This is a genomic window from Vibrio sp. 10N.261.51.F11, assembly GCF_041471665.1.
In the GTDB taxonomy this organism is placed as follows: domain Bacteria; phylum Pseudomonadota; class Gammaproteobacteria; order Enterobacterales; family Vibrionaceae; genus Vibrio; species Vibrio crassostreae_C.
Window position 1 is genome coordinate 28,895 of the sequence record NZ_JBFROW010000047.1, and the last position, 25,694, is coordinate 54,588.

Annotated in this window: 17 protein-coding genes; 5 read left to right on the plus strand and 12 right to left on the minus strand. The window is 46.9% G+C overall.

Translation table 11 applies throughout. From position 1 onward, the window contains the following. Positions 1–17 precede the first annotated feature (17 nt). From AB4351_RS15850 to AB4351_RS15870, 5 genes are all read right to left on the minus strand, one after another. Positions 18–1,025 (minus strand): LacI family DNA-binding transcriptional regulator, encoded by a 1,008-nt coding sequence (locus AB4351_RS15850; RefSeq protein WP_009846150.1) that lies wholly within the window; start codon positions 1,023–1,025, stop codon positions 18–20. A gap of 446 nt (positions 1,026–1,471) precedes the next feature. Then, positions 1,472–3,490, minus strand: coding sequence for a methyl-accepting chemotaxis protein (locus AB4351_RS15855; protein ID WP_372126521.1), 2,019 nt, complete (start codon positions 3,488–3,490; stop codon positions 1,472–1,474). 200 nt (positions 3,491–3,690) lie between these two features. Beyond that, complete coding sequence (locus tag AB4351_RS15860) at positions 3,691–5,031, minus strand: carbohydrate porin (RefSeq protein ID WP_017061564.1); 1,341 nt, start codon at positions 5,029–5,031, stop codon at positions 3,691–3,693. A 373-nt stretch (positions 5,032–5,404) separates the two neighbouring features. Next, positions 5,405–7,465, minus strand: coding sequence for a prolyl oligopeptidase family protein (locus tag AB4351_RS15865; RefSeq protein WP_372126523.1), 2,061 nt, complete (start codon positions 7,463–7,465; stop codon positions 5,405–5,407). An 11-nt stretch (positions 7,466–7,476) separates the two neighbouring features. Continuing rightward, positions 7,477–8,394 (minus strand): LysR family transcriptional regulator, encoded by a 918-nt coding sequence (locus AB4351_RS15870; protein ID WP_372126525.1) that lies wholly within the window; start codon positions 8,392–8,394, stop codon positions 7,477–7,479. Between the two features lie 234 nt (positions 8,395–8,628). On the opposite strand from AB4351_RS15870, the gene AB4351_RS15875 reads away from it, so the two are divergent. The 3 genes from AB4351_RS15875 to AB4351_RS15885 all read left to right on the plus strand — a co-directional run bounded on the left by AB4351_RS15875 (position 8,629) and on the right by AB4351_RS15885 (position 14,951). Continuing rightward, a complete protein-coding gene (locus AB4351_RS15875; RefSeq protein ID WP_065583580.1) occupies positions 8,629–10,323 on the plus strand; it encodes an L-lactate permease in 1,695 nt (564 codons plus the stop codon). A gap of 201 nt (positions 10,324–10,524) precedes the next feature. Beyond that, entirely contained in the window at positions 10,525–11,664 is a 1,140-nt protein-coding gene (lldD, locus tag AB4351_RS15880) for an FMN-dependent L-lactate dehydrogenase LldD (RefSeq protein ID WP_065583579.1), read from the plus strand. Positions 11,665–12,095: 431 nt separating this feature from the next. Beyond that, a complete protein-coding gene (locus tag AB4351_RS15885; RefSeq protein ID WP_372126552.1) occupies positions 12,096–14,951 on the plus strand; it encodes an FAD-binding and (Fe-S)-binding domain-containing protein in 2,856 nt (951 codons plus the stop codon). 121 nt (positions 14,952–15,072) lie between these two features. On the opposite strand, the gene AB4351_RS15890 is transcribed toward AB4351_RS15885, so the two are convergent. The 7 genes from AB4351_RS15890 to AB4351_RS15920 form a co-directional block, all read right to left on the minus strand. Further along, positions 15,073–15,315, minus strand: coding sequence for a hypothetical protein (locus AB4351_RS15890; RefSeq protein ID WP_372126527.1), 243 nt, complete (start codon positions 15,313–15,315; stop codon positions 15,073–15,075). A gap of 152 nt (positions 15,316–15,467) precedes the next feature. After that, positions 15,468–17,204 (minus strand): ABC transporter permease subunit, encoded by a 1,737-nt coding sequence (locus AB4351_RS15895; RefSeq protein ID WP_372126529.1) that lies wholly within the window; start codon positions 17,202–17,204, stop codon positions 15,468–15,470. Positions 17,205–17,208: 4 nt separating this feature from the next. Further along, complete coding sequence (locus AB4351_RS15900; RefSeq protein ID WP_372126531.1) at positions 17,209–18,720, minus strand: ABC transporter substrate-binding protein; 1,512 nt, start codon at positions 18,718–18,720, stop codon at positions 17,209–17,211. 83 nt (positions 18,721–18,803) lie between these two features. Then, positions 18,804–19,655 (minus strand): ABC transporter ATP-binding protein, encoded by an 852-nt coding sequence (locus AB4351_RS15905; RefSeq protein WP_372126533.1) that lies wholly within the window; start codon positions 19,653–19,655, stop codon positions 18,804–18,806. Beyond that, a complete protein-coding gene (locus AB4351_RS15910; RefSeq protein WP_372126535.1) occupies positions 19,652–20,410 on the minus strand; it encodes an ATP-binding cassette domain-containing protein in 759 nt (252 codons plus the stop codon). Before AB4351_RS15910 ends, AB4351_RS15905 begins: the two co-directional genes overlap by 4 nt. 201 nt (positions 20,411–20,611) lie before the next feature. After that, a complete protein-coding gene (locus AB4351_RS15915; RefSeq protein ID WP_372126537.1) occupies positions 20,612–21,946 on the minus strand; it encodes an MATE family efflux transporter in 1,335 nt (444 codons plus the stop codon). A gap of 246 nt (positions 21,947–22,192) precedes the next feature. Beyond that, positions 22,193–23,062 carry a GyrI-like domain-containing protein gene (locus AB4351_RS15920; protein ID WP_137002080.1) on the minus strand — a complete coding sequence of 290 codons (870 nt, stop codon included), beginning with the start codon at positions 23,060–23,062 and terminating at the stop codon, positions 22,193–22,195. A gap of 115 nt (positions 23,063–23,177) precedes the next feature. Between AB4351_RS15920 and AB4351_RS15925 the strand changes: the two genes are divergently transcribed. Both AB4351_RS15925 and AB4351_RS15930 read left to right on the plus strand, forming a co-directional pair. Then, positions 23,178–24,326 carry a PLP-dependent aminotransferase family protein gene (locus tag AB4351_RS15925; RefSeq protein ID WP_017100901.1) on the plus strand — a complete coding sequence of 383 codons (1,149 nt, stop codon included), beginning with the start codon at positions 23,178–23,180 and terminating at the stop codon, positions 24,324–24,326. 314 nt (positions 24,327–24,640) lie between these two features. After that, positions 24,641–25,630 (plus strand): rhodanese-related sulfurtransferase, encoded by a 990-nt coding sequence (locus tag AB4351_RS15930; protein WP_017067892.1) that lies wholly within the window; start codon positions 24,641–24,643, stop codon positions 25,628–25,630. Positions 25,631–25,694: the final 64 nt, after the last annotated feature.

A 25,694-nucleotide genomic window follows, 5' to 3' on the forward strand; every position in this document is an offset into this window, starting at 1 on the left:
TTCTATCCTTAATATTTTTATAGGGTAACTGGTAAATCCGATACCGAGTTTCTAGTGACCAACGTCGGCAGCAATTTAAAGTTCACGTCATGTTTTATTTTTTTTAGCTTCTGTAGAGTGAGCTGTACTGCTTCAACGCTCATCTCTTCAATAGGGAAATTAATGGTGGTCAAACTAGGGGTCAGATAGCGCGCGAAGATGGTGTTATCGAAGCCCACCAGTGATACATCTTTCGGAACAGACAGTCCCTCTTGATGCAACACCTCGAAGGCGCCAAATGCCATGTGATCGTTTGAAGCAAATACCGCCGTAAAGTGGCATTTTCTGTTGATCAACTTCTTCATGGCGCTGATGCCTGTCTCTTCAGTAAATCCCGCCTCAGAGACTAAGGCTTCATCGTATGGCACACCGGCTTCTTCCAGTGCCTTGCGATACCCCTGCAAACGCCCCCTAGCGTCGGCTTTATCTAAAGGCCCGGTAATACACGCGATATCTGTATGTCCCTTTTGCAAAAGATATTGAGTAGCGAGTAGCCCCCCGACTTCGTTATCAATATCAATGCAACTCATCGCCATTTCTGGGATGAAGCGGTTAATTAAAACCACAGGGGTCCCCTGTTCTTCCAATTCAATTAAATAGTCATCACTGAGCAGTTGAGTATGAAGAATCAAAGCATCGACACGACGCCCCAACAGAAACTCCACCGACTCGCGCTGCCCTTGTTCGGTGTTCGAACCCGCTGTAACCACTGCGTGGTAACCGAAGCGGCGTAGGTTTTCCTCTATGCAATGCAAGATGCCTGAATAGAAAGATCCGCCCAGTTCTGGAACAACAACACCCACACTTCCGGTACGACTTGAAGCCAAAGCCTGAGCGATAGAGTTCGGGCGATAACCCAGCTCTTTGATCGCCTTTTCAACCTTTAACTTCTTGTCGTGGCTCACTCTACTGGTGCCGTTAATCACTCTAGACACTGTCGCTTGAGACACACCTGCATGCTCTGATACGTGTTTAATTGTTGCCACTCGAACCTCGATACTTCATTAGCTTGTAACCGCTTACAAAACGATTATTAAGAAATTACGTTTTAGTTGAAGTGAGTGTCATCACACTAAACTTGGAGGTAAAAAGGCTGGATTTGGAAATCTTGAAAGCGCTTACAGATTCACTTCACACCATGAAACTGTTTCATGAGATTCTTGCTCACCTTATCAAAACAGCACTCGGTTACTTGCTCCCAAAGTGCTAACAAGCATGCATAAACTCCGTTTTCAAAAAGCACGATTCGGTGATGAACCCGCAACAGGCGGTAATATACAGAGCAAAATTGACCCTATTATTTCAGTGGCTATGCGAAATTGTATGGGAACATTTCATAGGCACTTCTAATTCTCTTTCCAGAACCCGAAACTTGAAACAACAACGCCCAGCAAAGGCTGAGCGTGAAACATTGAAAAACTTAGAGTCGCCTTTAAACCTCGTTTTCTGATTGCTCCGCGAGCTTAAACTCTTGAGTTAGTGAGAACTGCTGCTGCGACATGGTTTCAAGCTGTTGACCATGAGAAAACAAAACCTGAGATCGTTGTGAGTTATCTTCAGCCAAGATGTGTATCTGGCTGATATTTTGAGTGACTTGAGAGGCAACCACTTGATGCTCTATCGTCGCGGTCGCAATTTGATGACTTCTTTGCTCTACTTCGTTGAGAAGATCAGACACCGTCGATATCGAGTGATTCACTTCGCCCGTTTGCTCAACACATTGAACCATCCCCACCACACATTGATTGATTTGTTCAACCGCCAGTTTAGAGCTAGTTTGCAACTGCTCGATCTTGTTGTGTATCTCTTGCGTCGAGGCATTGGTTTTCGCTGCTAACACTCGAACCTCATCCGCAACCACAGAGAAACCACGCCCTTGCTCTCCAGCTCGCGCCGCTTCTATTGCCGCATTCAACGCCAGTAGATTAGTTTGCTCAGAGATCCCAGATATCACATCCAAAATGGAGCCAATGCTGGCACTTTCGCTTTCGAGCTGGCCAATGGTCGCTGTTGATTCTGCTAACTTACGCTCTAAACTGCCCATTAACTCGACGCTTTTATCCATGGTCTTCTGACCAGCACAGGAACTCGACACCGCTTCGGTTACAAGCGTTAGCGTTTGATTAGCGGCTTGAGTTATTTCGGTCACCGAGCACTCGATCTGCTCCATAGCTGTTGCCACCATCACGGTCTGATTGGTTTGGTCTTGCATCGCCTCGCTCAATGAACGGCTCGTACTTTGATTCTCTATGGACGCCTCTTTTAAGCACGTCGACGAATAACGCATGTTCTCAATCATTTGAGTCAGATGACTGATCACTAAGTTGACCTTGTCGCTCACTGAGCCAAACTCATTATTGGCTTGATACTGCACCATCGCGCTCAAGTCTTTATTGGCAACTTGGTCGAGTGCACTTTGTAGCAGCTTGCTTGGTTTACGGATACCTTTGGCAATATTCAACCCGATCAACAGAGCAATAAGCACGGAAGCAAGTGCAATAAAACCCTGCATCACAAGGGCTTGCTGTGAAGAGCCCATCGATTTGTGATACAGGCGTGTCGCGGTGTCTTCAGCGTACATTGAAAGCTCATCAAAGTGACTTAACTGTTGATCGATTAGCTGTTCAATTTCCTGCTTTTGAAGGGAGATAGACTCATCGAGTTTGACGGTTTCTTTATGGGTAGCGACTGAGCCACTGGCTGAAAACGCGTGTGAAGCGAGCAACGATAAAGACTGTTTACTGCGGCGCAGCAAAGATGAATCCAGATTATCTAAACCTGCGACCGCTTGTTCGAATCGCTCTTTGCGACTTTGTAGGCGACGCTCTACCCCACGAACCTCCGAAGATGTTTGCAGTGAAAACGCTTCGTTGGCTTCCGCGGCAATCAAACTCAATTGCACCAACAAAGCTTCGACTGCCTTTTGTGTCTGCTCTGAATCTGCACTCGCGAGTTGATTCACCAAAGTATTATTGAGCTGTCCAACCACAGATTGAAATTGCGCTTGTCCCATCGAACCGAGATCTTTGCTATCCAAATACTCAACATAAAGCTCTAATACCTGCTCTATCTTATCGATAGTCAACAAACCTGTTTGAGTGATGTTGTTAAGCATGGCTTCCATTTGTGAACCAGCTACGCCCTTACCTTCGAACCAGTTCAATTGCTGCTGATATAGCTCGATGTTGTTTAAGACGGTTTGTTTCAGTGGCTCAAGTTCATCAATATAGTTAGCGGATAAGTAGGGTGTGGTGCTGCGATTAATGTCCAGAAATCGGATGGTTAACGTTGAAGATTGAAGTATTAATGGCGTAGCTTGCTGGGTGATGTTTTCGATTCGAGTGGTGATGTCTTTATTGCTACTGATGCTTAACCATGCAGAACCCAGCATGATCACAATCAGTACGAAGAAACCTAAATAAACTCGAGACACGATGGAAGAAAGTCTCATAGTAAATCCCTGATCTAGTGGCGAAAAAAAGGGCACAAAAATGTGCCCAAGAATGGAGTTAATTGAAACGTGCCCTAATCAATCTGCCTTTAGGGCTAAAATGGACAGTATTTACGTACTATTGAAAAGCATGGATATTCGAAAGCATGGCTCTTTGAAAATATGCCGAATTCAAAGAGCCGCTCTTTCTATATCGGTGATTACCACCAAGCTTCAAACATTGCGCCGAACGACAATGTGTCAACATTCGTTGTCTTCACTGTGTTGCCTTTGGTTTCTACATCACCCACGGTTGTGTAGAAACGAAGCATTGGACGGCTCCAAGGTAAGCCACCTAGAGAAACGTTTTGAGAAAGCGTTACTTTCCATGCGTTCTCTTCACCGTCGTCATCGTAATCAACCATGCCGTAGCCCGCTTCTAACCATGTAGAATGAACATCATCCCATTGGTACTGTGGACGAACGATACCCGCGTATTCAGTATTCTCACGATCTAAGTCTGAGCCAGAGTTGTCTTTGTAAGACACTAAGTAATCAATGATGAACTGTTCAGATGCAGCGTAGCTACCCTCAACACTTGCATAAAAAGTCTGGTAATCACCTTTAAGGTCATATACCGATGAATCGGCACCGTCACCGTACTTAACAACCAACTTGTTAGACTCACCCAAGCCTAATGTTGCACCTACTAGGTAGGCCGTTTCATCACTGACTTTTTGTCCTTGAGTCACGACAGGCTGCATTGAATCTGTCACTGGATCGTATACGTACTCAGTCGTCGTAGACGTATCCGCTTCGCTCGATGCAAAACCGTAGTTCGCGTAAAAATCCAGATTACCAATACCTGCGTCAATACTGTGTAGCTTCGCTGTCACGGCGTATCGGCCATTGTCATTTACGAGGCCGCCTTTCACTTGGCCAACAAAGCCCATATCTAGCTTGGCACCGCCGAAATCTAGGTTGTTAAAACCAGCACCTTGACCATCGTGTGTCATCCAGAAGTAATCGTTCAAACCTTGTTGCGGACGTTGATGGAAGTCACGACCAGCCCACATGTAAAGCTCAGGCTGGCTTTCAAATACATTGGTTACACCAGCGTACATTTTTTTCATGCTCAGGCCACCGTCATCAGCCCATGCGTCTGCTTCCCAGTGGTCAGCCATGAATACGATGTCCCAGATAGCGCCGTTGTCAGCTTGGAAAAGCTTAGCTAACTGAACTTCACCACCATTCGCTTCGTTACCTAAACGACCAACAGAGCGGCCTGTTGTACCGATGTCTACATAACGCTCATCACCACTTTTGTAGTGAGCGCCGTAGCGAGCGTAACCAGAGAAGACGATACCGTCTGGCACAGTTGTTTCTGAAGTTAGAACCGCTTGTTGCTGATCATCAACATACTTGATGTCCCCAACTTGAGATTCCAACTCTTGGATTCGTTGCTCGAGAGCAGCAAGATCCGTTTCTGCAGCAAAAGAAGAGAGTGAAGCAAGCGAAGCCGCCACTGCGACCGTTATTGGCAAAAGCTTAAATTTTTGCATTGTAATTCCCTATTATTTTTTTGAGTTTTCATCGAACAGGGAAATATTAAGCAATGAAAGCGTTGAAAAGTTGGTCGCTGTTCACACTGATAAATTAGGTCGAGAGCCATGAAACTTTTAGAAAAGTCATACCCAAAACTATTAATTTAATATCAGAAACTTAGGACGGGAAACGCGTGAAATATCAGCTTGAAATCGCTTTCATTTCATCAGTATTGGTGGCGGCTATCACGGAAAACAGTGTGTGAAAGTGAAGGAAATATGACGCAGTTTTGATTGGTTTTCATATATATGAAAAGCCTCAAAATCTAAGGTAGATTTTGAGGCTTCTTGGTCTGAGTAAAATACCCAGTTATCTAGAATCAAGCATTCGTTAAAGTGAATCTAGAGACGCAACCCCCATATTGAACAGAGTAAATGCGTAGATATCGGCGGTGAGATCGATCGCTTTGCTGAGCGGCATTCCGGCGCCATGGCCCGCATTAACATCAATACGAATCATCACGGGCGCACTACCTTCATGCTTATCTTGCAGCTCTGAGATGAACTTATAAGAGTGAGCAGGCACTACGCGGTCATCGTGATCAGCGGTCGTCACCAATGTTGCTGGATAATCCGTGCCACGCACCACATTATGAACCGGAGAATAGCCAAGCAGATATTCGAACATCTCTCTGTTCTGCGCGGATGTGCCATAGTCGTACGCCCACCCTTCGCCAGACGTGAATGTGTGGTAACGCAACATGTCCAACACACCAACCGCAGGTAAAGCCACTTGGAAAAGCTCTGGCCTTTGAGTCATACAAGCGCCTACCAGCAAGCCTCCGTTAGAACCGCCGCGAATCGCCAACTTATCGCTACTGGTGTAGTTTTCTTCAATTAAGAACTCGGCAGCAGCAATGAAGTCGTCAAAGACATTCTGCTTTTTCTGCTGAGTTCCCGCTTTGTGCCACGCCTTACCATACTCACCACCGCCACGCAGGTTCGGCACCGCATATACGCCACCCAGTTCTAGCCAACTGCCAACCGTGCCCGAGAAAGAAGGCGTTAGGCTAACGTTAAAGCCACCATAGGCGTACAACATGGTTGGATTATTGCCATCTAACACTAATCCTTTCTTATAAGAGATAAGCATCGGAACCTTGGTGCCATCCTTCGAGGTATAGAAGACTTGTTTAGACTCAAATTGATCCGACTCAAACGGAGACTCAGAGCGTTGGTAGATTTCAGAATTGCCTGATTCGACATCGAAAGAGAAAATCGTTGGCGGCGTTACATAGTTGGTAAAGGTGTAATAAAGCTGAGTTTGCTCGTTTTTTCCACCTAAGCCACTGGCCGTTCCCAGCCCAGGCAAATGAATTTCACGAACTAGGTTACCTTGGTAATCCAACTGCTCAATCTTAGACACCACATCCACCATGTAGTGAGCAAACAAGTGGCCACCACCCGTGCTGATATCCAATGGCTGTGGCTTTTCAGGGATGATTTCGAGCCATTTCCCATCGCGAGTACCAAAGCTCACCACCTTGCCATTAGGCGCATCAAGATTCGTATATAGAATGAAGGTCTCATCTTGGTTATCGATGAGATAAATGTCGCTATCCACATGATCAATCAGCGTGTTCAGCTGTTGTTCTGGTGAGTTTAAATCGATATAGAACAGTCTATTACCCGATGTCGACTCTCGCCCTAGAATGATCAAGTAACGGTCGTCTTCGGTGGTATAGCCTGATACATAGCGGTGCTGCTCAGCGTTGTTCTCACCAAAGATAACTTTGTCGCTAGCTTGCTCTGTACCCAACTCATGGAAGTACAGCTTGTGTTGCTCAGTACGAGCAGAGAGTTCACTGCCGTCTGGCTTGTCGTAACTAGAGTAATAAAAGCCGCGATTACCCAACCAAGAAATACCAGTAAATTTGGCGTCAGTGATTTCGGCTTCAAGCTGCTGTTTAGTCTCGGTATCAATCACGAAGATCTTGCGCCAGTCGCTACCACCTTCAGAAATGCTGTACGCCACTAAGCTGTAGTCTTTAGAAAACGACACCGAGCCTAGAGATGTGGTGCCGTCTTCCGAGAAGGTATTCGGATCTAGGAATACTTCAATCGACTGACCTTCTTTCTGACGATAAAGAATACTGTGATTCTGCAGTCCATCATTCTTATAGAAATAGGTGTAATCACCTCGCACAAACGGCTGTGAGCTCTTTTTGTAGTCTTGCGCTTTCGCTAATCGCTCTCGCAGTTCTGCGCGATACGGGATTTGAGCGAGGTAATCAAACGTGATTGCGTTTTGACTCGCCACCCACTTCGCGGTCTCGTCACTTCTGTCGTCTTCTAGCCAACGATATGGGTCTTCGATTATCTGACCAAAGTAGTCATCGCTGACGATCTGTTTATTGGTGATTGGATATGGATACTCTTTTAAATAGCTCATCGTGATCCTTATTAAAAATAGTGAGAAATCGTCAAGTAGCGCGTTCTGATATGTTCAATCAATAACTTAATCTTGTTTGGTGGCTGGCGAGTAAAAGGGTACACCGCATAAATTCCCAACTTTTTGCCTACCAAATCAGGGAAGATATCCACCAGCTGACCATTGCGAATGTCGTGATAAACCAGACAACGTGGTACGTACGCCACACCATGCCCACCCAGCGCCGCTTTTCTTAACGCGGTCGCATTGTCAGTCGAAAAAGAGCCCGCAACACGCACGATATATTTGTCATTGTCGGTACAGCCATCTTTACTATGCAGAAACTGCCATTCGCTAGCACCCGTTGTTTGATAGGCGTATTGCAAGCAATTGTGCTGCACTAAATCTTTAGGCAGCATCGGCTTACCGTTCTTAGCAATATAAGACGGCGAAGCGCACACCACCCATTGTGAATCCAATATATGACGAGCAATGAGGCTTGAATCTTCCAAGTAGCCGGTTCGAATCACCAAATCGAGACCATCCTCAACCAAGTCGACAAAGCGATTATTCAGAGACATATCGACCGTTAAACCTGGGTGCATATTACAAAACTCGGCCACAGCGTCTGCGAGAATCAAATCTCCGGAGATAGTAGGCACTGACATTTTGATATGACCACTGACATTTTCACCATAGCCTGAAACTGCGTCCATAGCCTCTTGAGCTGCCTGCTTCACATTTTTGGCCCCGTGTAACATTGCCTTGCCCGCCTCAGTCAAGGTCAATTTACGCGTGGTTCGATATAATAATTGCACGCCAATCTCTTCCTCTAAACGCGCAATTCTTTTACTAACTACCGAATTTGTAAGGTTATTTTGCTCTGCCACCTTACTGAAGCTGCCTAGTTCTACCACCTGTGAAAACAGGATCAAATCGTCTGCTCGCATCTGATTATGCCAATTTTGGAATTAATTATTTTCATTATTTCCCTATATCAATAAAAAATAAAGGGGTAAATTCACGCCAAATTAACAAAACAATTACAAAAACAGTCATTCCAATTACAAGATTCGCCTAAAGAAGGTTCCCGTTTAGAGGCCAAAGCGATTCAAATAATGACAAACCATAACGTGATCTTTACTTCAAACATGAACGTTTGAAAACAGTACGAGGAAGTACCCATGAGTGAAACTCTACTAGCCCTATTGGCATTTTCACCAATAGTTGTTGCAGCGATTCTGCTGGTTGGCCTTAACTGGCCTGCAAAAAAAGCGATGCCTGTGGCATTTGCCTTAACCGTTGCTATCGCCCTACTTGCTTGGGACATGTCTGGCACTCGCGTGCTGGCTTCTGTATTCCAAGGCTTCGGCATTACAGTGTCGGTTCTCTGGATTGTGTTCGGCGCCATCTTCTTATTAAACACTTTGAAACACACCGGAGCTATCACCACCATCCGCAACGGATTCACTGATATATCCGCTGACCGTCGTGTTCAAGCAATCATCATTGCTTGGTGTTTCGGTTCATTCATTGAGGGCGCATCTGGCTTCGGCACACCCGCTGCAATCGCCGCTCCCTTACTCGTTGCAATCGGCTTCCCAGCATTAGCTGCGGTACTGATGGGCATGATGATTCAATCTACGCCGGTATCGTTTGGCGCGGTTGGTACACCTATCATTGTTGGCGTAAACAAAGGTTTGGATACGCACAACATCGGTGAAAGCCTGATTGCCAATGGTTCAACATGGGATGCTTACCTACAACAGATCACATCAAGTGTTGCGATCATCCACGCCTGCGTTGGTGTGATGATTCCTGTATTGATGGCGATGATGCTGACTCGCTTCTTCGGTAAGAACAAAAGCTGGACTGAAGGTCTTGATATCCTGCCATTCGCACTGTTCGCAGGTGCCGCTTTCACCATTCCTTACGCACTAACGGGTGTTTTCCTAGGTGCTGAGTTCCCATCACTGATTGGTGGTTTGGTTGGCCTTGCGATTGTTGTAACAGCAGCAAAACGCGGCTTCCTAGTACCTAAATCAAAATGGGATTTTGAGAGCGAAGACAAGTGGCCTGCAGAATGGCTAGGTTCTCTGAAAATCGACCTTGACGACAACAATCAAGGCCATAAGAAGATGAGCATGGCGATGGCATGGGCACCATACGTGCTGCTAGCGGTGACCTTGGTTGCGAGCCGCGTGAGCCCTGAATTCAAAGGCCTACTGAAGAGCGTTAGCCTATCGTTCAGCAACATCCTTGGTGAAACCGGTGTGAGCACTGCGATTCAGCCTCTGTATCTACCGGGCGGTATCTTGGTCTTCGTCGCGCTGGTTGCTGTTCTCATGCAATCTCGCAGCGCAACGCCACTGGCTAAAGCCTTCGGTGAATCGAGCAAGACTCTGATTGGCGCAGGCTTTGTGTTGGTGTTCACCATCCCAATGGTTCGTATCTTCATTAACTCTGGTGTGAACGGCGCAGATTTAGCAAGTATGCCCGTAACCACGGCAAACTTCGCAGCTGACCTCGTTGGTAGCGCATTCCCAGCATTGAGTGCAACGGTTGGTGCGTTAGGTGCCTTCATTGCAGGTTCGAACACAGTTTCAAACATGATGTTCAGCCAGTTCCAATTCGAAGTAGCGCAGACTCTGACTATCTCTAGTGCCGTGGTTGTTGCTCTACAAGCCGTTGGTGCAGCAGCAGGTAACATGATTGCGATTCACAACGTGGTAGCGGCATCAGCAACTGTTGGCTTGCTAGGACGCGAAGGTGCAACCCTACGTAAGACAATCATTCCAACGTTCTACTACTTGGTGATGACAGGCATCATCGGCCTAGTGGTTATCTACGGATTCAAAATGACCGACGCACTTATGTAAACCATAAGTCGTTCAAAAGCACTTGGCGTTAATACTCAATTCCCCGACAGCGACACCGTCTAATAAGACAGTTGATGAGTTCCGGGATGGATACTAGAGCACATCAACACCCATGGGTATTAACGCCATTTTCCCGAATTAAAGCAGCCCAAACCAAGCTCTCAAAGAAGAGCAACATCCCAAGAATTTAGGACTGAAATTATGATCATATCCGCATCGACTGATTACCGCGCCGCAGCAAAAGCGAAATTACCACCGTTTCTTTTCCACTACATTGATGGTGGCTCTTACGGAGAACATACCCTACGTCGCAACACCGCCGATCTTGCAGAGATCGCGCTCAAGCAGCGTGTCCTCAACGACATGTCGGACCTAAATTTGGAAACCGAACTATTTGGCGAGAAGCTAGCGATGCCAATCGCACTGGCGCCTGTTGGTTTAACGGGTATGTACGCAAGACGCGGTGAAGTACAAGCAGCAAAAGCCGCCGACAACAAAGGCATCCCTTTTACCATGTCGACCGTGTCGGTATGTCCGATTGAAGAAGTTGCACCTAAGATTGAACGCCCAATGTGGTTCCAACTTTACGTGTTAAAAGACCGTGGCTTCATGAAGAACGTTCTTGAACGCGCTAAAGCCGCTGGCGTCACAACACTGGTCTTCACCGTGGATATGCCCGTACCCGGCGCTCGCTACCGTGACATGCACTCAGGAATGAGTGGTCCAAATGCAGCAGTACGCCGCGTATTCCAATCTATGCGTCATCCTAGCTGGGCAGTTGATGTCGGCTTACTGGGTAAACCACACGACCTAGGCAACATCTCTACTTATCGTGGTTCTCCTACCAAGCTGGAAGACTACATCGGTTGGTTAGGTGATAACTTCGACCCGTCGATTTCATGGAAAGATCTAGAGTGGATTCGTGATTTCTGGGACGGTCCAATGGTCATCAAGGGCATTCTTGATGAAGAAGATGCAAAGGATGCGGTGAGATTTGGCGCAGACGGCATTGTGGTTTCAAACCACGGCGGCCGCCAGCTTGACGGCGTTCTATCAAGTGCCAAAGCGCTGCCTTCGATTGCTGACGCAGTTAAAGGCGACACCAAAATTCTGGTCGACTCTGGCATTCGTACTGGCTTGGATGTGGTTCGAATGATGGCATTGGGCGCAGACTGCACCTTGCTTGGCCGTTCTTTCGTTTACGCATTAGCAGCGCAAGGACAAGCCGGCGTTGAGAATCTACTCGACCTTTACGACAAAGAGATGCGCGTTGCGATGACATTAACAGGCGCGAGGACAATCAAAGACTTAACTCGTGAATCTTTGGTGGGGTTAGATTAAATCTCCACGATTCAGACTCATGCTTTGGTCTACTTAGGCTGAAGTTCAATCGGTGTCACAGCAATTCCACTACCGTTGTGACACCGTTTAAGCACTGGAAAATAAAATAAAAAGCTAGGGCGTGTTGATCTTTCGAGCTGATTTTTGCAGCGAGTTGCTGGGTATTTATACAAGGCAGAGGCGTCGATGTGTAGCTAGCCTACATGAGAAGCCGATAACGTAGTAGAAATGGTCAGCAAACGCTGCCCGAAGGGTTCGAGCTGGGCGCCCCCGCAAAAAGCGTTTTACTCTTTGTTGAGGGGGATTTGCTTAGAGTGACTAGGCTACTTCCCCTTCGCCGCGATTAAAACGCTTTTATCTCGAACAAAATTTAACCGCGAAAGTTCAACACGCCCTGATCAGTGCCAAATAAGAAGCACAAGGAAGCAATGATGGAGACAAACACATCCCATGAGCGAGTAATAGACGCACAAGCTTATCAGCAGCTTGAAGCGATACTGGCTCAAAAAATAGAAACGGAACGCATTGTCACGCAAGAGGCAAAGCGATTGGCCTACGGCACCGATGCGAGTTTTTATCGCTTGGTGCCGAAAATGGTTCTAAGGCTTAAAAACTTAGACGAAGTGATATTCACCATTCAAAGCTGTCGCGAACTCGGCATTCACTTTACCTTCCGCGCCGCAGGCACCAGCCTGTCAGGACAAGCGGTTTCAGACTCGGTGCTCATCACCCTTACCGACGACTGGCGTGGTCATGAAATTGTCGATAACGGCAATCAGATCATTCTTCAGCCCGGTGTGATTGGTGCTGATGCCAACAAATACCTCGCCCCTTTCCAACGTAAAATCGGCCCAGATCCAGCTTCAATCAATACCTGTAAAATCGGTGGCATCGCGGCGAATAACGCCAGCGGCATGTGTTGTGGTACTGCGCAAAACTCGTATCGCACCGTTGAGAGCATGAAAATCGTATTGAGTGATGGCTCCCTGCTTGATACGGCTGACAACGCAAGTGTTGAGGCATTCAAGCAATCACATAAAGACCTGTTTGAAGGCATTGTCGAATTACATCAACAGACAGCGTCAAACCAAGAACTTGCAGACAGAATCCGCCACAAGTACCGCCTCAAAAACACCACTGGCTACGCTCTGAATGCCTTGGTCGATTACCACGATCCAATTGAGATCATCAAACACCTGATGATTGGCTCAGAAGGCACGCTAGGCTTCATCGCAGAGATCACCTACAACACCGTTATCGAACACCCGAACAAAGCTTCGGCTCTGTTGGTGTTTGCTGACATCGAACAAGCAAGTAAAGCCGTTACTACGCTATCAAAAACACCAGTTGCTGCCGTTGAATTGATGGATGGCAGAGCACTGCGTTCAGTGGCTGATAAACCGGGTATGCCCGCCTTTATGCCTAGCTTGGATTTAGAAGCCGCGGCTATTTTGGTTGAATCACACGCCAGCTCCCAGCAGGACTTAGATTTACAATGTAAATCAATTTTGGATGCATTGACTGAATACACAATTGTTGAATCAGTCCCTTTCACGTCCGATCCGAAGACAGTCGCGACTCTGTGGGGCATCCGAAAAGGCATGTTCCCAGCAGTTGGAGCCGTTCGTGAAGTTGGCACAACCGTTATCATCGAAGACGTGGCTTTCCCTGTCGAAAACCTCGCTAACGGTATTCGAGAGCTACAAGAGCTGTTCGACAAATACGACTACAGCGAAGCGATCATTTTTGGTCACGCCCTCGAAGGCAACCTGCACTTTGTATTTACTCAAGGCTTCGACAGTCAAACAGAAATCGATCGCTACGGCGGTTTCATGGACGATGTTGCCGAGCTGGTTGCGGTGAAATACCAAGGTTCTCTAAAAGCAGAGCATGGTACTGGTCGTAACATGGCGCCTTATGTGGAATTGGAATGGGGCAAAGACGGCTATGCCTTGATGCAACAGATCAAAGCGCTGTTTGATCCAGAAAGACTGCTCAACCCCGGCGTTATCATCAACGACAACCCGAATTCACACATCACCAATTTGAAGCCAATGCCTGCTGCCGATGACCTTGTCGACCGCTGTATCGAGTGTGGCTTCTGTGAGCCTGTTTGTCCGTCTCGTACCTTAACTCTATCGCCACGCCAACGTATCGTGCTGTACCGCGAGTTACAACGCCGCCGAGCTGCGGGTGAAGAGATAGAAGCAAGCGAACTAGAGAAAACCTTTGAATACCAAGGCATTGATACCTGCGCCGCAACCGGCCTGTGTGCCGAACGTTGTCCAGTGGGAATCAACACCGGTGATTTGATTAAAAAGCTTCGTATTGCCAAGTACGAGAAATTTACGCCAATCGCTAAGTGGACAGCGGATCATTTCTCGACCACCACTAAGCTGACCAAGGCTGGCCTCAAAACCAACCAAGTGGCGAGTAAGGTTCTGGGCGCCAACACGGTCGGCAAGCTTACCAATGGCCTACGCTCAGTGACCAAAGGCGCGACACCGATTTGGATGCCAGAGATGCCGCAATCCAACAATCACTCCCTCACGGCTTCACCAATGACAGCCGAAACATCGAACAACGCGAAGAAAGTGGTTTACCTCCCTTCGTGTGCCAGTCGAACCATGGGGCAACAAAGTGATGCGGGCGACCAACGTCCTCTTACTGAAGTGACCATGTCTTTGCTCAACAAGGCAGGATTCGAGGTAATTCTACCGAAGAAGCTAGATGACCAATGCTGTGGTATGCCTTACGACAGCAAAGGAATGACCGACTTAGCACAGTCGAAGGCTCAGCAGTTGGAAGAAGTGCTATGGCAAGCCAGTCGTCAGGGTGAATACCCAATATTGATGGATACCAGCCCATGTGCTAAACGCAGTATTGAACAGTTCACCAAGCCATTAGAGGTGTTAGAGCCAACAGGGTTTGTGAATCAATATTTGCTTGAACATCTGACGCTTGAGCCGCTACAAGAAACCGTGATGCTGCATGTCACGTGTAGCTCTCGTCGAATGGGCTTAGAAGGCGCGATGTTAAACCTTGCTAAAGCGTGTACCGAAGAGGTGATTGTTCCAGAGCATATTCAATGTTGTGGTTGGGCAGGTGACAAAGGCTTCACTACACCAGAGCTGAATGAGGCGGCGGTACACCCACTCAAGGAACAAGTGCCGAGCAACTGCACTCGTGGCTTTAGTAACAGCCGAACCTGTGAGATCGGTTTATCACACCACAGTGGCATTCCGTATCAATCAATCTTGTACTTGGTGGACGAAGTGGCGCAGTAGATCCACTCATACTGCGAGCAACGTGCTCTAGCTTAAAACGAAAAATGGCAGCCCAATCAGGCTGCCATTTGTTTATTCGATTTAAAACGTATTACCGAGCTAGATATTGCTGAGCTAGCGGCTACTGAGCTAAGCGCACCAACTCTTCTGGCGAGTAGTGTTCTGCTTCTGCGCCTTTGGCGATTAAGTCGATCACTTGTAACTCGTTCATGTCACCAAACTCTTTGGTTAAGTAATCACGAAACGCTTTTTCATTCGGCCATTTTCCTCGCACGATATAGCCATCTTCTTTGTCGAAATCTTCCGTCTCAAAGAAAGAAAAGTCGGTCATACCAATATTGTGGCAATACAAAACGAGATACATGTTGAATCCTTTACACTTAACTAGGGCCTGTTTAACTTTCGAGCCGATCAAAAAGCGTCTCTAAAAAGCAGGGCTAAGGTTACAACATAAATGCTAAATCGAATACCCAATCGGATCGTCAATTTAGAAACCTCAGCGACCGGATCTTTACGTTAGTCATCAAACATCATGTTAATGGCTGCACCCAACAAGATCAGCCCAACAATTGGCCCCATGACTGCTAATGGCGCGCGCTCAATGTATGGAAGGTTCTCTGCGATCATCAAACCCCATTCAGGTGTTGGTGGCTTTGCCCCTAATCCGATGAAGCTCAGCGAGGTCAGACTTAGAGTGATAACCGGTAGCCTCAACATCGCGTGTCTTAACAACGGTGGCAACACATACGGAAGTAAGTAGAAACGGAAGATTCTAAGCTTACTGGTGCCCCATAGTGGCGCGAGGTGCGTATAAGGTTGCGCCTTGGCTTCTACGATCAAGCTTGAGCAGTGCGCGGCTAACGGCGCCCACGACACCAATACAATCGCGATTAATGCGCTGTTCGGATTCATCCCCGTTAAACCTGCAACAAGCAAGCCTGCAATGATGTATGGGATACCCTTAGTGATCTCGATAAGGCCTTGGCTAAAGCGGGTGTTGAAACCCATGATGATGCCCGTCACCAAGCTCAAGAACGTTGCCAATATGCCGGCTTGGAAGGTCGCAATCATACCAGAACCAATTCTCGCCAGTAGGTCTCGACCAATGCCATCTGCGCCCAAAGGTGCTTGCCAACTCGGTGATGCCAAGCGTGCGAATTGGCTAGTGTATGGGTCTCGGAATGCAGCCCATACAACGATAGCAATTAGGAAAGAGAAGATCGCAAAAGCAGTGACACGCTTTGCGCGGTTCTGGGTAAAACGAAACGAAGAGTGGCTACTGATGAGCTTGCCGCTTTTCAGGCTGTGGCCAAGAATCAATTGCTGAACAAACAAGCTCATGCTGCTCACGGCAATTGAAAATAGCAGCAACACCAATAAGCCGCCTTGCAGCGTTGGTAAGTCTTGCGCCTTGGCTGCACCAAGAATCATGCGCCCGATACCAGGGATCGAGAAGATAAGCTCAACCGCGACTGCGCCACCAGTTAAGCCAATCACGATCATCGCGATTTGCGGGATCAGACTGCTCAGCGCTCTTTTCAGCGCAAAGCGAATAATTTGATTGGAATGAACGTTGGCACTGAGCCAAGTGATCACCCAAGGTTCATTGAGAACGCGTTGTAAACTGTCTCTGAGTAGGCGACTAAACAAGCCACTTGCAGGCAGTGCAAGCGCTAAGCTCGGTAGCCATATGTCTTGCCAACCTTGCCAACCATACGGTGGTAGCCAACCTAACCAGATAGAGAACACCAATATTAATACCGAGGCCACCACATACTCTGGTAACGATATTAATACGGTGCTTAAACTGCTGTAACTCTGCCCTAGTTTGCCCTTCTTCCAACTTCGCAAGGTAGCCAGTAAACCTGCACCGCACAGTACGAAAGTCATCACCAATGCACTAGACATTAAAAACAGAGATGTAGACGCTGTTTTTTGAATGCCTAATGCAACCGAAGAACCATCAATCCAAGATTTACCTAGGTCCCCCGAAAAGGCACTTCCTATCCATTCGATCAGACGTTCGCTCGCCGAACGGTCAAGCTGAAGATCAGCACGTACCGCCGCTAAAGCTTCAGGCGTAAGCAGGTGTTGTTGCCCCGCCCTAGCCCGCAGAATAGATTGGCTTGGATCGATGCCTGCAATGTCAGGCATCAAACCAACAAGAATCACCACCACAATCAGTGAGGCGATTCTTGATAGCCAAGGCGTCAAGATAAATAGAGTTCGACGCAGAGTCTCAGCAGATAACATTTATTTAGTTAGCCTGTGTTGCCGGGTTAACTTGTGTCGTTTGATCAACCAAGCGACGTTCACTTGGGTCACGAACTACATTGCTTACACGCTCACTTTCACCTTGAATCACACGTTCGTGAAGCAGCGGGATAGCCGCGAAATCGTTAAGGATTTTTTGTTCAGCTTCGATGATCGCTTGGTGACGCAGCGCACCTAGCGGTTGTAGGTCAGCGTGATTCAGTGCTTTATCTACCTCTTGAGAACAGAACTGGCCAAGGTTGAATGAACCCTTACAACCAAAGTCGCTCATCATGTAAGCCACTGGGTCACCCGAATCTAGAACCGTTGCACGAGAAAGGATAAACGCGTCGAACTTACCAGATAGCGCATCGTTCTCGATCTGAGCATATTCACGAATATCCAGCTCAACCTTGAAACCAGCCGCTTCAAGTTGTTGCTTCAGTAGCGCTGCCACTTCTGGAAGCTCTGCACGGTCGGTAAAGGTACCAATAACAATGCTTTCGCCGTTCGCTTTTAGCGTTTTGTCAACTGCCTGACCTTCAGGTCGAATTGGTTCAGCCCAAGCAAGTGCAGGACCTAATAGGCCTTGCGCGATATCCGCGTGGTTTTCATAAACAGTATTCACGATCTGCTCACGGTCTACTGCAGCTGCCGCTACCTTACGCAGTTCAATATCGCTAAATACGCCTGACTTGTTGTTCAGGTAAAGCGTATTAGTACGAGGCATTGCCACTTCGTAAAGTAGGTTCGGATCAATGGTCGCGATTTGTGAAACGGGTACCGCTTCAACGACGTCAGCCGTGCCGGTTCTCAGTGCTGCAGCACGAGCAAAACCATTAGGAACGTATTCTGCAATTACAGATTCTACTTGCGCTTTTTCGCCCCAGTAGCCGTCAAAACGTTTCAGTTTCGCGCTGGTTGTGCCGTTGATTTCAGTCAGCTCAAACGGGCCAGTACCTGCGCCAATTGGACTAACACGACCATCTTCTTGATAAGCACTTGCTGCTAGGATCGCTAATTGAGGGCTTGATAAACGGCTTGGTAGAAGAGGGTCATCAAAGCTGGTTTTAATCTCTACACGGTAGTTGTCCATCGCTTTCACTTCTAGCTCTACGCCATCTAGGATGCGCGGCTTAGGTGCTGCTTCAAGCGCTTTTTGTAGAGAGTTCACTACAGAGTTTGCCGTTAATGTCGAACCATCATGGAATTTAACGCCTTGGCGAATCGTGAACTGCCAAGTCAGAGGATCAAGATGTTTCCAATCCGTTGCTAGCATAGGTTCTGCTTCTGAGGTTGGGCTCAAGTTCACTAACGTTTCAGCCGTGCTCCAACGTGATAGTTTGAACGCATCATCAGAAAGTGGCGATAGGCCCGTTCTTGGTGGCTGCATCATCGCAACACGAATTTCAGATTTGACCGCCGCATCGCTCGACTCTGGTTGAGAGTCAAAACAGCCCGTCAAAGGCAGAGCCAACGCAAGCGCGCAAGCCAGTTTGATTGAATTAAAACGCATAGTTATTTTTCTCTGTAAGCAGTGTTGTGTTAATAAGCAGTATTTCGTTAATAAGCAGTATTTCGCAATAAATAAGGTTGTGTTTAACAAGTAGATTTCGAAAGTGGCTGAGATTCGATCAGCAACTGAGTCGCAGGGTGAGCAGGTGTGCTCATCACTTGAGGTGTCGGTCCATGCTCCACCATCTCGCCATGGTCAAGAACCAGAATTTCTTCACAAAGCGCCTTTGCCGCACCGAGATCATGCGTCACCAAAACGATTCGCATGTCACGCTTATTTTTCAGTGAGTTAAGTAAATCCAGCAACCTTTGACGGTTCACAGGATCAAGGCTAGCAGTCGGCTCATCGGCCACCAACACTGCGGGTCTAACGACAAGAGCCCGAGCGATAGCCACACGTTGAGCTTGGCCTGTAGAAAGTTGATTCGGTTTCAGTGATAACAAAGTGGCAGGTAAGCCCACGTCCAATAGCGTCTCTTCAATAATGCTTTCATGATTACCAGAAACGTCTAAGTTGCTTAGCGGTTCGGCTAAGATCTGTCGAACGGTATAGTAAGGGTTGAGACTGGTATGAGGCTCTTGTGGTACCAACTGGATCAAGCGACACACCCTTGCCTGCGTTTTGCTATTGCGAATCGGCAGCGAATGGCCAAATAGGCTGATTCGGCCAACAGTCGGTGATTTTAGGCCAAAGAACAGCTCAATCAGTGTCGATTTTCCGGCACCAGAACGGCCAACAATGGCTAAGCTTTTGTCTTCAACATTAAGGTCTATGTTCTGTAGCGCTTTGAACGCCTTACCACCCAGCCAACTTGGCACTGAGTAATAATGAACTCCGACATTCTCGAACTTAATCTCGATCGGTGTTTGTGTTTCTGAATCTATCACTGGCATTAACGGCGAGACTTCTGAATTTAGTGGTAAGGTCGGGCTCATTCGATTAAGTCTCTCAATGAACAACAGAAAGCGTGAGAGCTTGATTCAAGCGCATGTTTTGGTGCGCCGTAAGCCACCACTCCACCATCATCGATGACCAACAACTTGTCACACGCTAATGCGCTGCGCAGGTCATGAGTAATCAACAAACCACCGATTTGTCGCTGTTTAACATTGTCTCGAATCAGCTTAAGTATCTCTTGCTCTGTCACCGGATCTAACGCGCTGGTTGGTTCATCGGCGATGATGAGATCGGCGTTACTCAGCAAGCCAATCGCAATACAAATCCGTTGGCGTTGCCCTCCCGAAATTTGGCTCGGATATAACGGCAATATAGTTTCAGGGTTAGGAAATCCAAGCTGCATTAACAATTCAGTGAGTTTGATCTTGTCTTGTGATTTAAGCTTAGTGCGCGTCCCCGTCAATGCCAAACTGAGTTGACCTTCAATGGAAACCAGAGGATTTAATGCTTGAAGCGCATCTTGAAAGATAACTGCGGGGCGCTGAGCTGCGGTTCTTTGCAACATAGGCAAGCCACACACGGCATCGCCAGAAAGAGAAATATGGCCTTCAACTTCAACCGTCTCTGGCAGAAAACCCGCAATCGCGCGTGAAAGCATCGACTTACCAATGCCTGATGGACCCATGATCGCCAACAGCTCACCTCGATATACATCGAAATGAATATCTTGAAAAAGTGTTCTCGAAGAGGTTTTGATCGTTAATTGGTCAACAGACAGAAGTGGGGCGTTCACGCAGATACTCATAAATGGATGTTATAACATAACAACTCTATCATTAAGCCTACATGATGAAAAGCGAACATTGAACCGTATCGCATTTTATTGGCTGTTTGATTGACCATTTTTACTAGGTCATTAGATAAAAAAAGCGCCCTTAGCATAATGCTGTCTGGCGCTTTCAAAAGTACTGGCAATAACGATTGTGTTTCTAACCTAATGACACGCCGCGGATGCACCTTCTGTTGGAAGGCACTTCTGCTTAACTTGTGCGATGAACGGATACAAGAAGGCAATACGTCCAAGATAAAACAAGGTAAACGCCAACCACAAACCATGATTGCCCCACATATCGATTGATAATGCCTGTACCGCTAAGAAAACCAACAAAGTAGCGATGCTAGAGTCTCTAACCGGACTCGTGGTACCCGTTCCGGTAAAGATGCCGTAAACCGTTAAGCCAAAGCCAGACACCAGCGGGAACACAATCAGCCACGGAGCCATATCTTGGTATAGAGCAACAAGCGTTGGAATATCGGTAAACAAGAAAACAATGCTGTCTTTAAATACCAAGGTCAGTAGCGTTAGCGCAGCAATGAAACCTGCCGTCCACTGGAAGTTGAGCCTTAACACACGGTCAAGCATTGAAGGATTTTTCTGGCCGACAGCTTTGCCAGCAAACACACTTGATGCGTTAGCAATGCCATCAAACATGTAACTAACAATAAAGGTCACCTGCATCAGAATCGCGTTAGCGGCCAGAACATCAGTACCCAGTTTAGAACCAGTACGCGCCATCATATTGAAAAATACCAAGATACAAATTGTACGCAACAGTAAGTCAGTATTCGAAGAGATGATTGTCGACAGGTCTTTCTTAGTCATCTTCGAGCCTTGCAGGAACTCAGAGACCGTGATGTTGCTGGTCTTCATCACCAGCGTCATACCAATCGCAAAAGTAGTGATTTGTGCAATCAAACTTGCGTAAGCTACACCAGCCACACCCAAATCGAAATAGAGCACGAACACCGCATCTAAAACAATGTTCAACACGTTACCAAACACTTGTGTGTAAAGGACTTCTTTGGCTTTCGCCTGCCCCATCAACCAACCAATAATGGTGTAGTTAAGCAGAACAAAAGGTGCGCCATAAATCAAAACACTAAAATAGATGTGCGCGTGCTCGGCCACGTTCGCTTCAGGCTCTATGACCCACATTGCACCTTGCCAGATCAGCGGTTGTATCAAGATAAAGATTAAACCTACCAAACCAGACAACACAAATGGACGCATCAAGCTGCCCGCTAACTCAGAGCGATTTCCTCTACCCAATGCCATCGCACTTTGCCCCGTGGTGCTGACACGGAAAAAACCAAACAGCCAATACATGGTGTTCATAATGATAGTGCCGATCGCCACGCCGCCAATCAATTCAGCAATGCCAAGTTGCCCAATTACAGCGGTATCGACAGCGCCAAGCAGAGGCTGTGTCACCGTAGAGATGATGAAGGGGAAGGCGATTTTCAGATAATCTTTATGGGTAATGGTCATATATTCTATCGAGTGATATTAAGAATTATTTGCAATTAGAGCGAAATGCTATCGTTTAATCCGTACGTTGTCATCATTTACTTAGAGTCGTTTATCAACAAGCTTCTCTCCTATCGCACCATCAACATAAGAGGCCTTTCTGTCATTGAGCGAGCAAATTAGCCACAACAAATGAGTAAAATCACGCTCGACAAAACACAACAAAACCAATTACTGAGCCAACTCAATGGTTAACCTAGTAAAGGCTCAGTAAAAGCTCACGGGAAGGTAGAAATCGAGCTCGAATATTTCATCACTATTAAGGAAGTGATTCTGATGATAATGCACATACGCAGGAGTCGAGCGCTGTTTGAAACCAGATGTGGGTAGCCACTTTTCTAACACCATACTGATCTGTGGTAGCAGCTCACCATAGCGGCCATTCAGTCGAAACACCGCATGCAAGCCTCCTGGGATCACCATCTGGTTCACGATACTGCGATACTTAATCGGTTCATCAATCGCGATACACGCGACATAACGACACTGATCCATCTCAACCCAAGCAGGGTTTGAGTGATGCAAACCAAATTGACTTGAAAAATCACGCTGTTCGGAATTCGCCCACGCTTTCAATATCAACCACGCATTGCGAATAGAGCGGTTATAACCCGTATGTCGAACATAGGCCGCCATGCGTTCAGGCACTTCAACGATCTTGGGTTCGGGCAATACTCGCTGCGCCACATTCAAATAGCCCGCCGCCACTTCGGGATCTTTCAAATAGGGTTTTTCTGCTACTTGTAAATCGTGTTTACGCCACTCGCCCGGAGACATATTAAAGGTCGCTTTAAATGCTCGACTAAACGAAGACACCGAGCTAAAGCCACATTTATGGGCGATCTCAACCACAGACGAACTGGTATCAAACATCAATTGGTTGGCTGCATACTCCATTCGAGTTCGTCGGATGTATTGATGCAACGATTCCCCGACCACACTTTTGAAGGTGCGATGAAAGTGCTGTTCTGAATAGGCCGCTATCTCAGATAACTCTTTGGCAGACAAAGGCTGACTGATGTCTTGGTGAATATGGAACAGGACATCATTGATTCGCGATATGTGTTGACGTGACATCGTTTAAATAGCATAAATGGACATGTTTAAGAGCATAAACGGACACGCTAGTTTTTACAATTGCCGTGTAATATCAAGCGATAGAATAAAAACGATAAACGACGAGACACAACACATGGAAATCGCACAGTCATTACAACAGATTCAATCTTCATACATTCGGGAGATCCTCGCAGCCGCAAGTGATCCAAATGTCATCTCATTGGCCGGTGGTTTACCGGACGAGAAAACATTCCCTATCGATTTAATGAAGCCAACGCTAGAAAACCTAGCGAACATGCCTGAAGTTTTCCAATACGGTTCTACTGCCGGTTACGGCCCGTTGCTTGACCACCTAACACAAAGCTACCAATTGCCAGAATCACACACGGCAATGATTTGTACTGGCTCTCAGCAAGGTTTGGATTTGATTGCGCGTGCGTATGTCGACCCAGGTGATGTGGTTGTGATGGAAGCGCCAAGCTACTTAGGTGCGATGCAGGTGTTTGGCCTAGTTCAAGCAAACATTGCGACCGTGTCTCAAACTGAATTTGGCCCGAACCTAGATGAACTGGAAACGTGCTTTGCACAGCAATCACCGAAGATGTTCTATGCCGTGCCTGATTTCCACAACCCAACAGGTGTGTGCTGGGCAACAGAAACTCGTCAAAAAGTGGCTGAGCTGTGTATCAAGTACAACGTAGCCTTCATTGAAGATGCGCCATACCGTGAGCTACGTTTCACAGGTACGGAACTGCCATTGGTTTCTTCGTTCTGCCCTGACAACTCTATCGTTCTTCGTTCATTCTCTAAGATTGCATCGCCAGGCTTACGCATTGGCGCGGTAACAGGTAAACGCAGCTACCTTGAACCACTGATCAAAGTGAAGCAAGGCGCTGACTTACACTCAAGTGTACCCATGCAAGCACTGCTTGTTGGTCTTCTAAAACATGAAGACTTTGGCGTACACATGGAGAACATTCGCACCCTGTACAAGTCTCGTTATGAAGTGCTGTTCTCAGAGCTAGAGAAACAACTGCCTGCAGATTGCGTGTTAAAAGCCGTAGATGGCGGGATGTTCATTTGGGTAGAAATCCCAGAGTGCGATACCTTCGAACTGGCGAAAACCTTGCTATCGAATGGTGTGGCGGTTGTACCAAGCCCAGTATTTTATCCAAAGGCCGATGAAGCAAAAGCCGCACTGCGCTTAAACTTCACTAACGCCAACCCAGAAGAATTAACAGAAGCGGTGAAACGCTTAGCGGAAGTACTTAACCAAGCGTAATCGCTGATTAAGTCAGACAGATTCAATACCAAGGCCCTGATGTATTTTTACAGCAGGGCCTTTTTGGTTTGGGAATACGTGTTGTAATTCGAACCAGATAAAACGGTTTCATTGCATTTCTTAGTCCAAAAGCCACACTAATAACAATGCTAAATAGCCCTACTTTTGGTTGGTTTTTGTCCTTCCTTGGCTTGGTTATACTGCGGCGGATTTTAATAAGCCAATATGGGCAAACCTGAGTAAATCAAACTCAGTATGTATCATAAAAGGCAACCGCTCTGGATTTACGTTCCAGCTCGCAGAAAGGAAAAACCATGTCTCAATATGTTGTATGTGCTCTGTATAAATTCGTAGCACTTGATGATTACCAAGAAATTCGCCAGCCACTCACTGACGTGTTAGAAGCCAACCAAATCCGCGGTACTTTGCTACTTGCGAGTGAAGGTATCAACGGCACCGTTGCAGGTAAGCGCGAATCTATCGACGCTCTTCTTCAATGGTTCAAACAAGATTCTCGTTTGGCTGATGTTGTTTACAAAGAGTCGTTCAACGAAGAACAACCATTCAACCGCACCAAGGTTAAGCTTAAGAAAGAGATCGTAACCATGGGCATTGAGGGTATCGACCCACGCCACGTTGTCGGCACTTACGTGAAACCAAACGAATGGAACGCTCTGATTTCTGATCCTGATGTAATTCTGGTTGATACTCGCAACGACTACGAAGTCGATATTGGTACATTCAAAAATGCTGTAAACCCAAACACAGAAACCTTCCGTGAATTCCCTCAATACGTTGAAGACAACCTTGATCCTAAGAAGCACAAGAAAGTTGCGATGTTCTGTACTGGCGGTATTCGTTGCGAAAAATCAACAGCCTACATGAAAGAGCAAGGCTTTGATGAGGTTTATCACCTTGAAGGCGGCATTCTTAAGTACCTAGAAGAGGTACCTGAAGAAGAGAGTATGTGGGAAGGCGACTGCTACGTATTTGATGGTCGAGTTGCAGTAAACCACCAGCTAGAAAAGAGCGGTTACGATGTGTGTAACGCGTGTCGCCTGCCAATCACTGACGAAGACAAAGCCTCTAAACACTTCGAGAAAGGCGTAAGCTGCCCTAAGTGTATTGATAAGCACAGCGACGAGCAGAAAGCCCGTTTCCGTGAACGTGAAAAGCAAGTTCAACTGTCGAATGCTCGTGGCGAAACCCACGTAGGCGGCGAAGCTGCTCACCTTATCGAGCAACGCAAAAAAGAGAAGCTTGCACACAAAGAGCAGCAACGCTCTGGTAAGAAAGCAAAGTAAACTTTCTGCTTTAAACTCTTATAGTTCTAAACATATAACTATAAATAGTTAGCTATAAATAGTT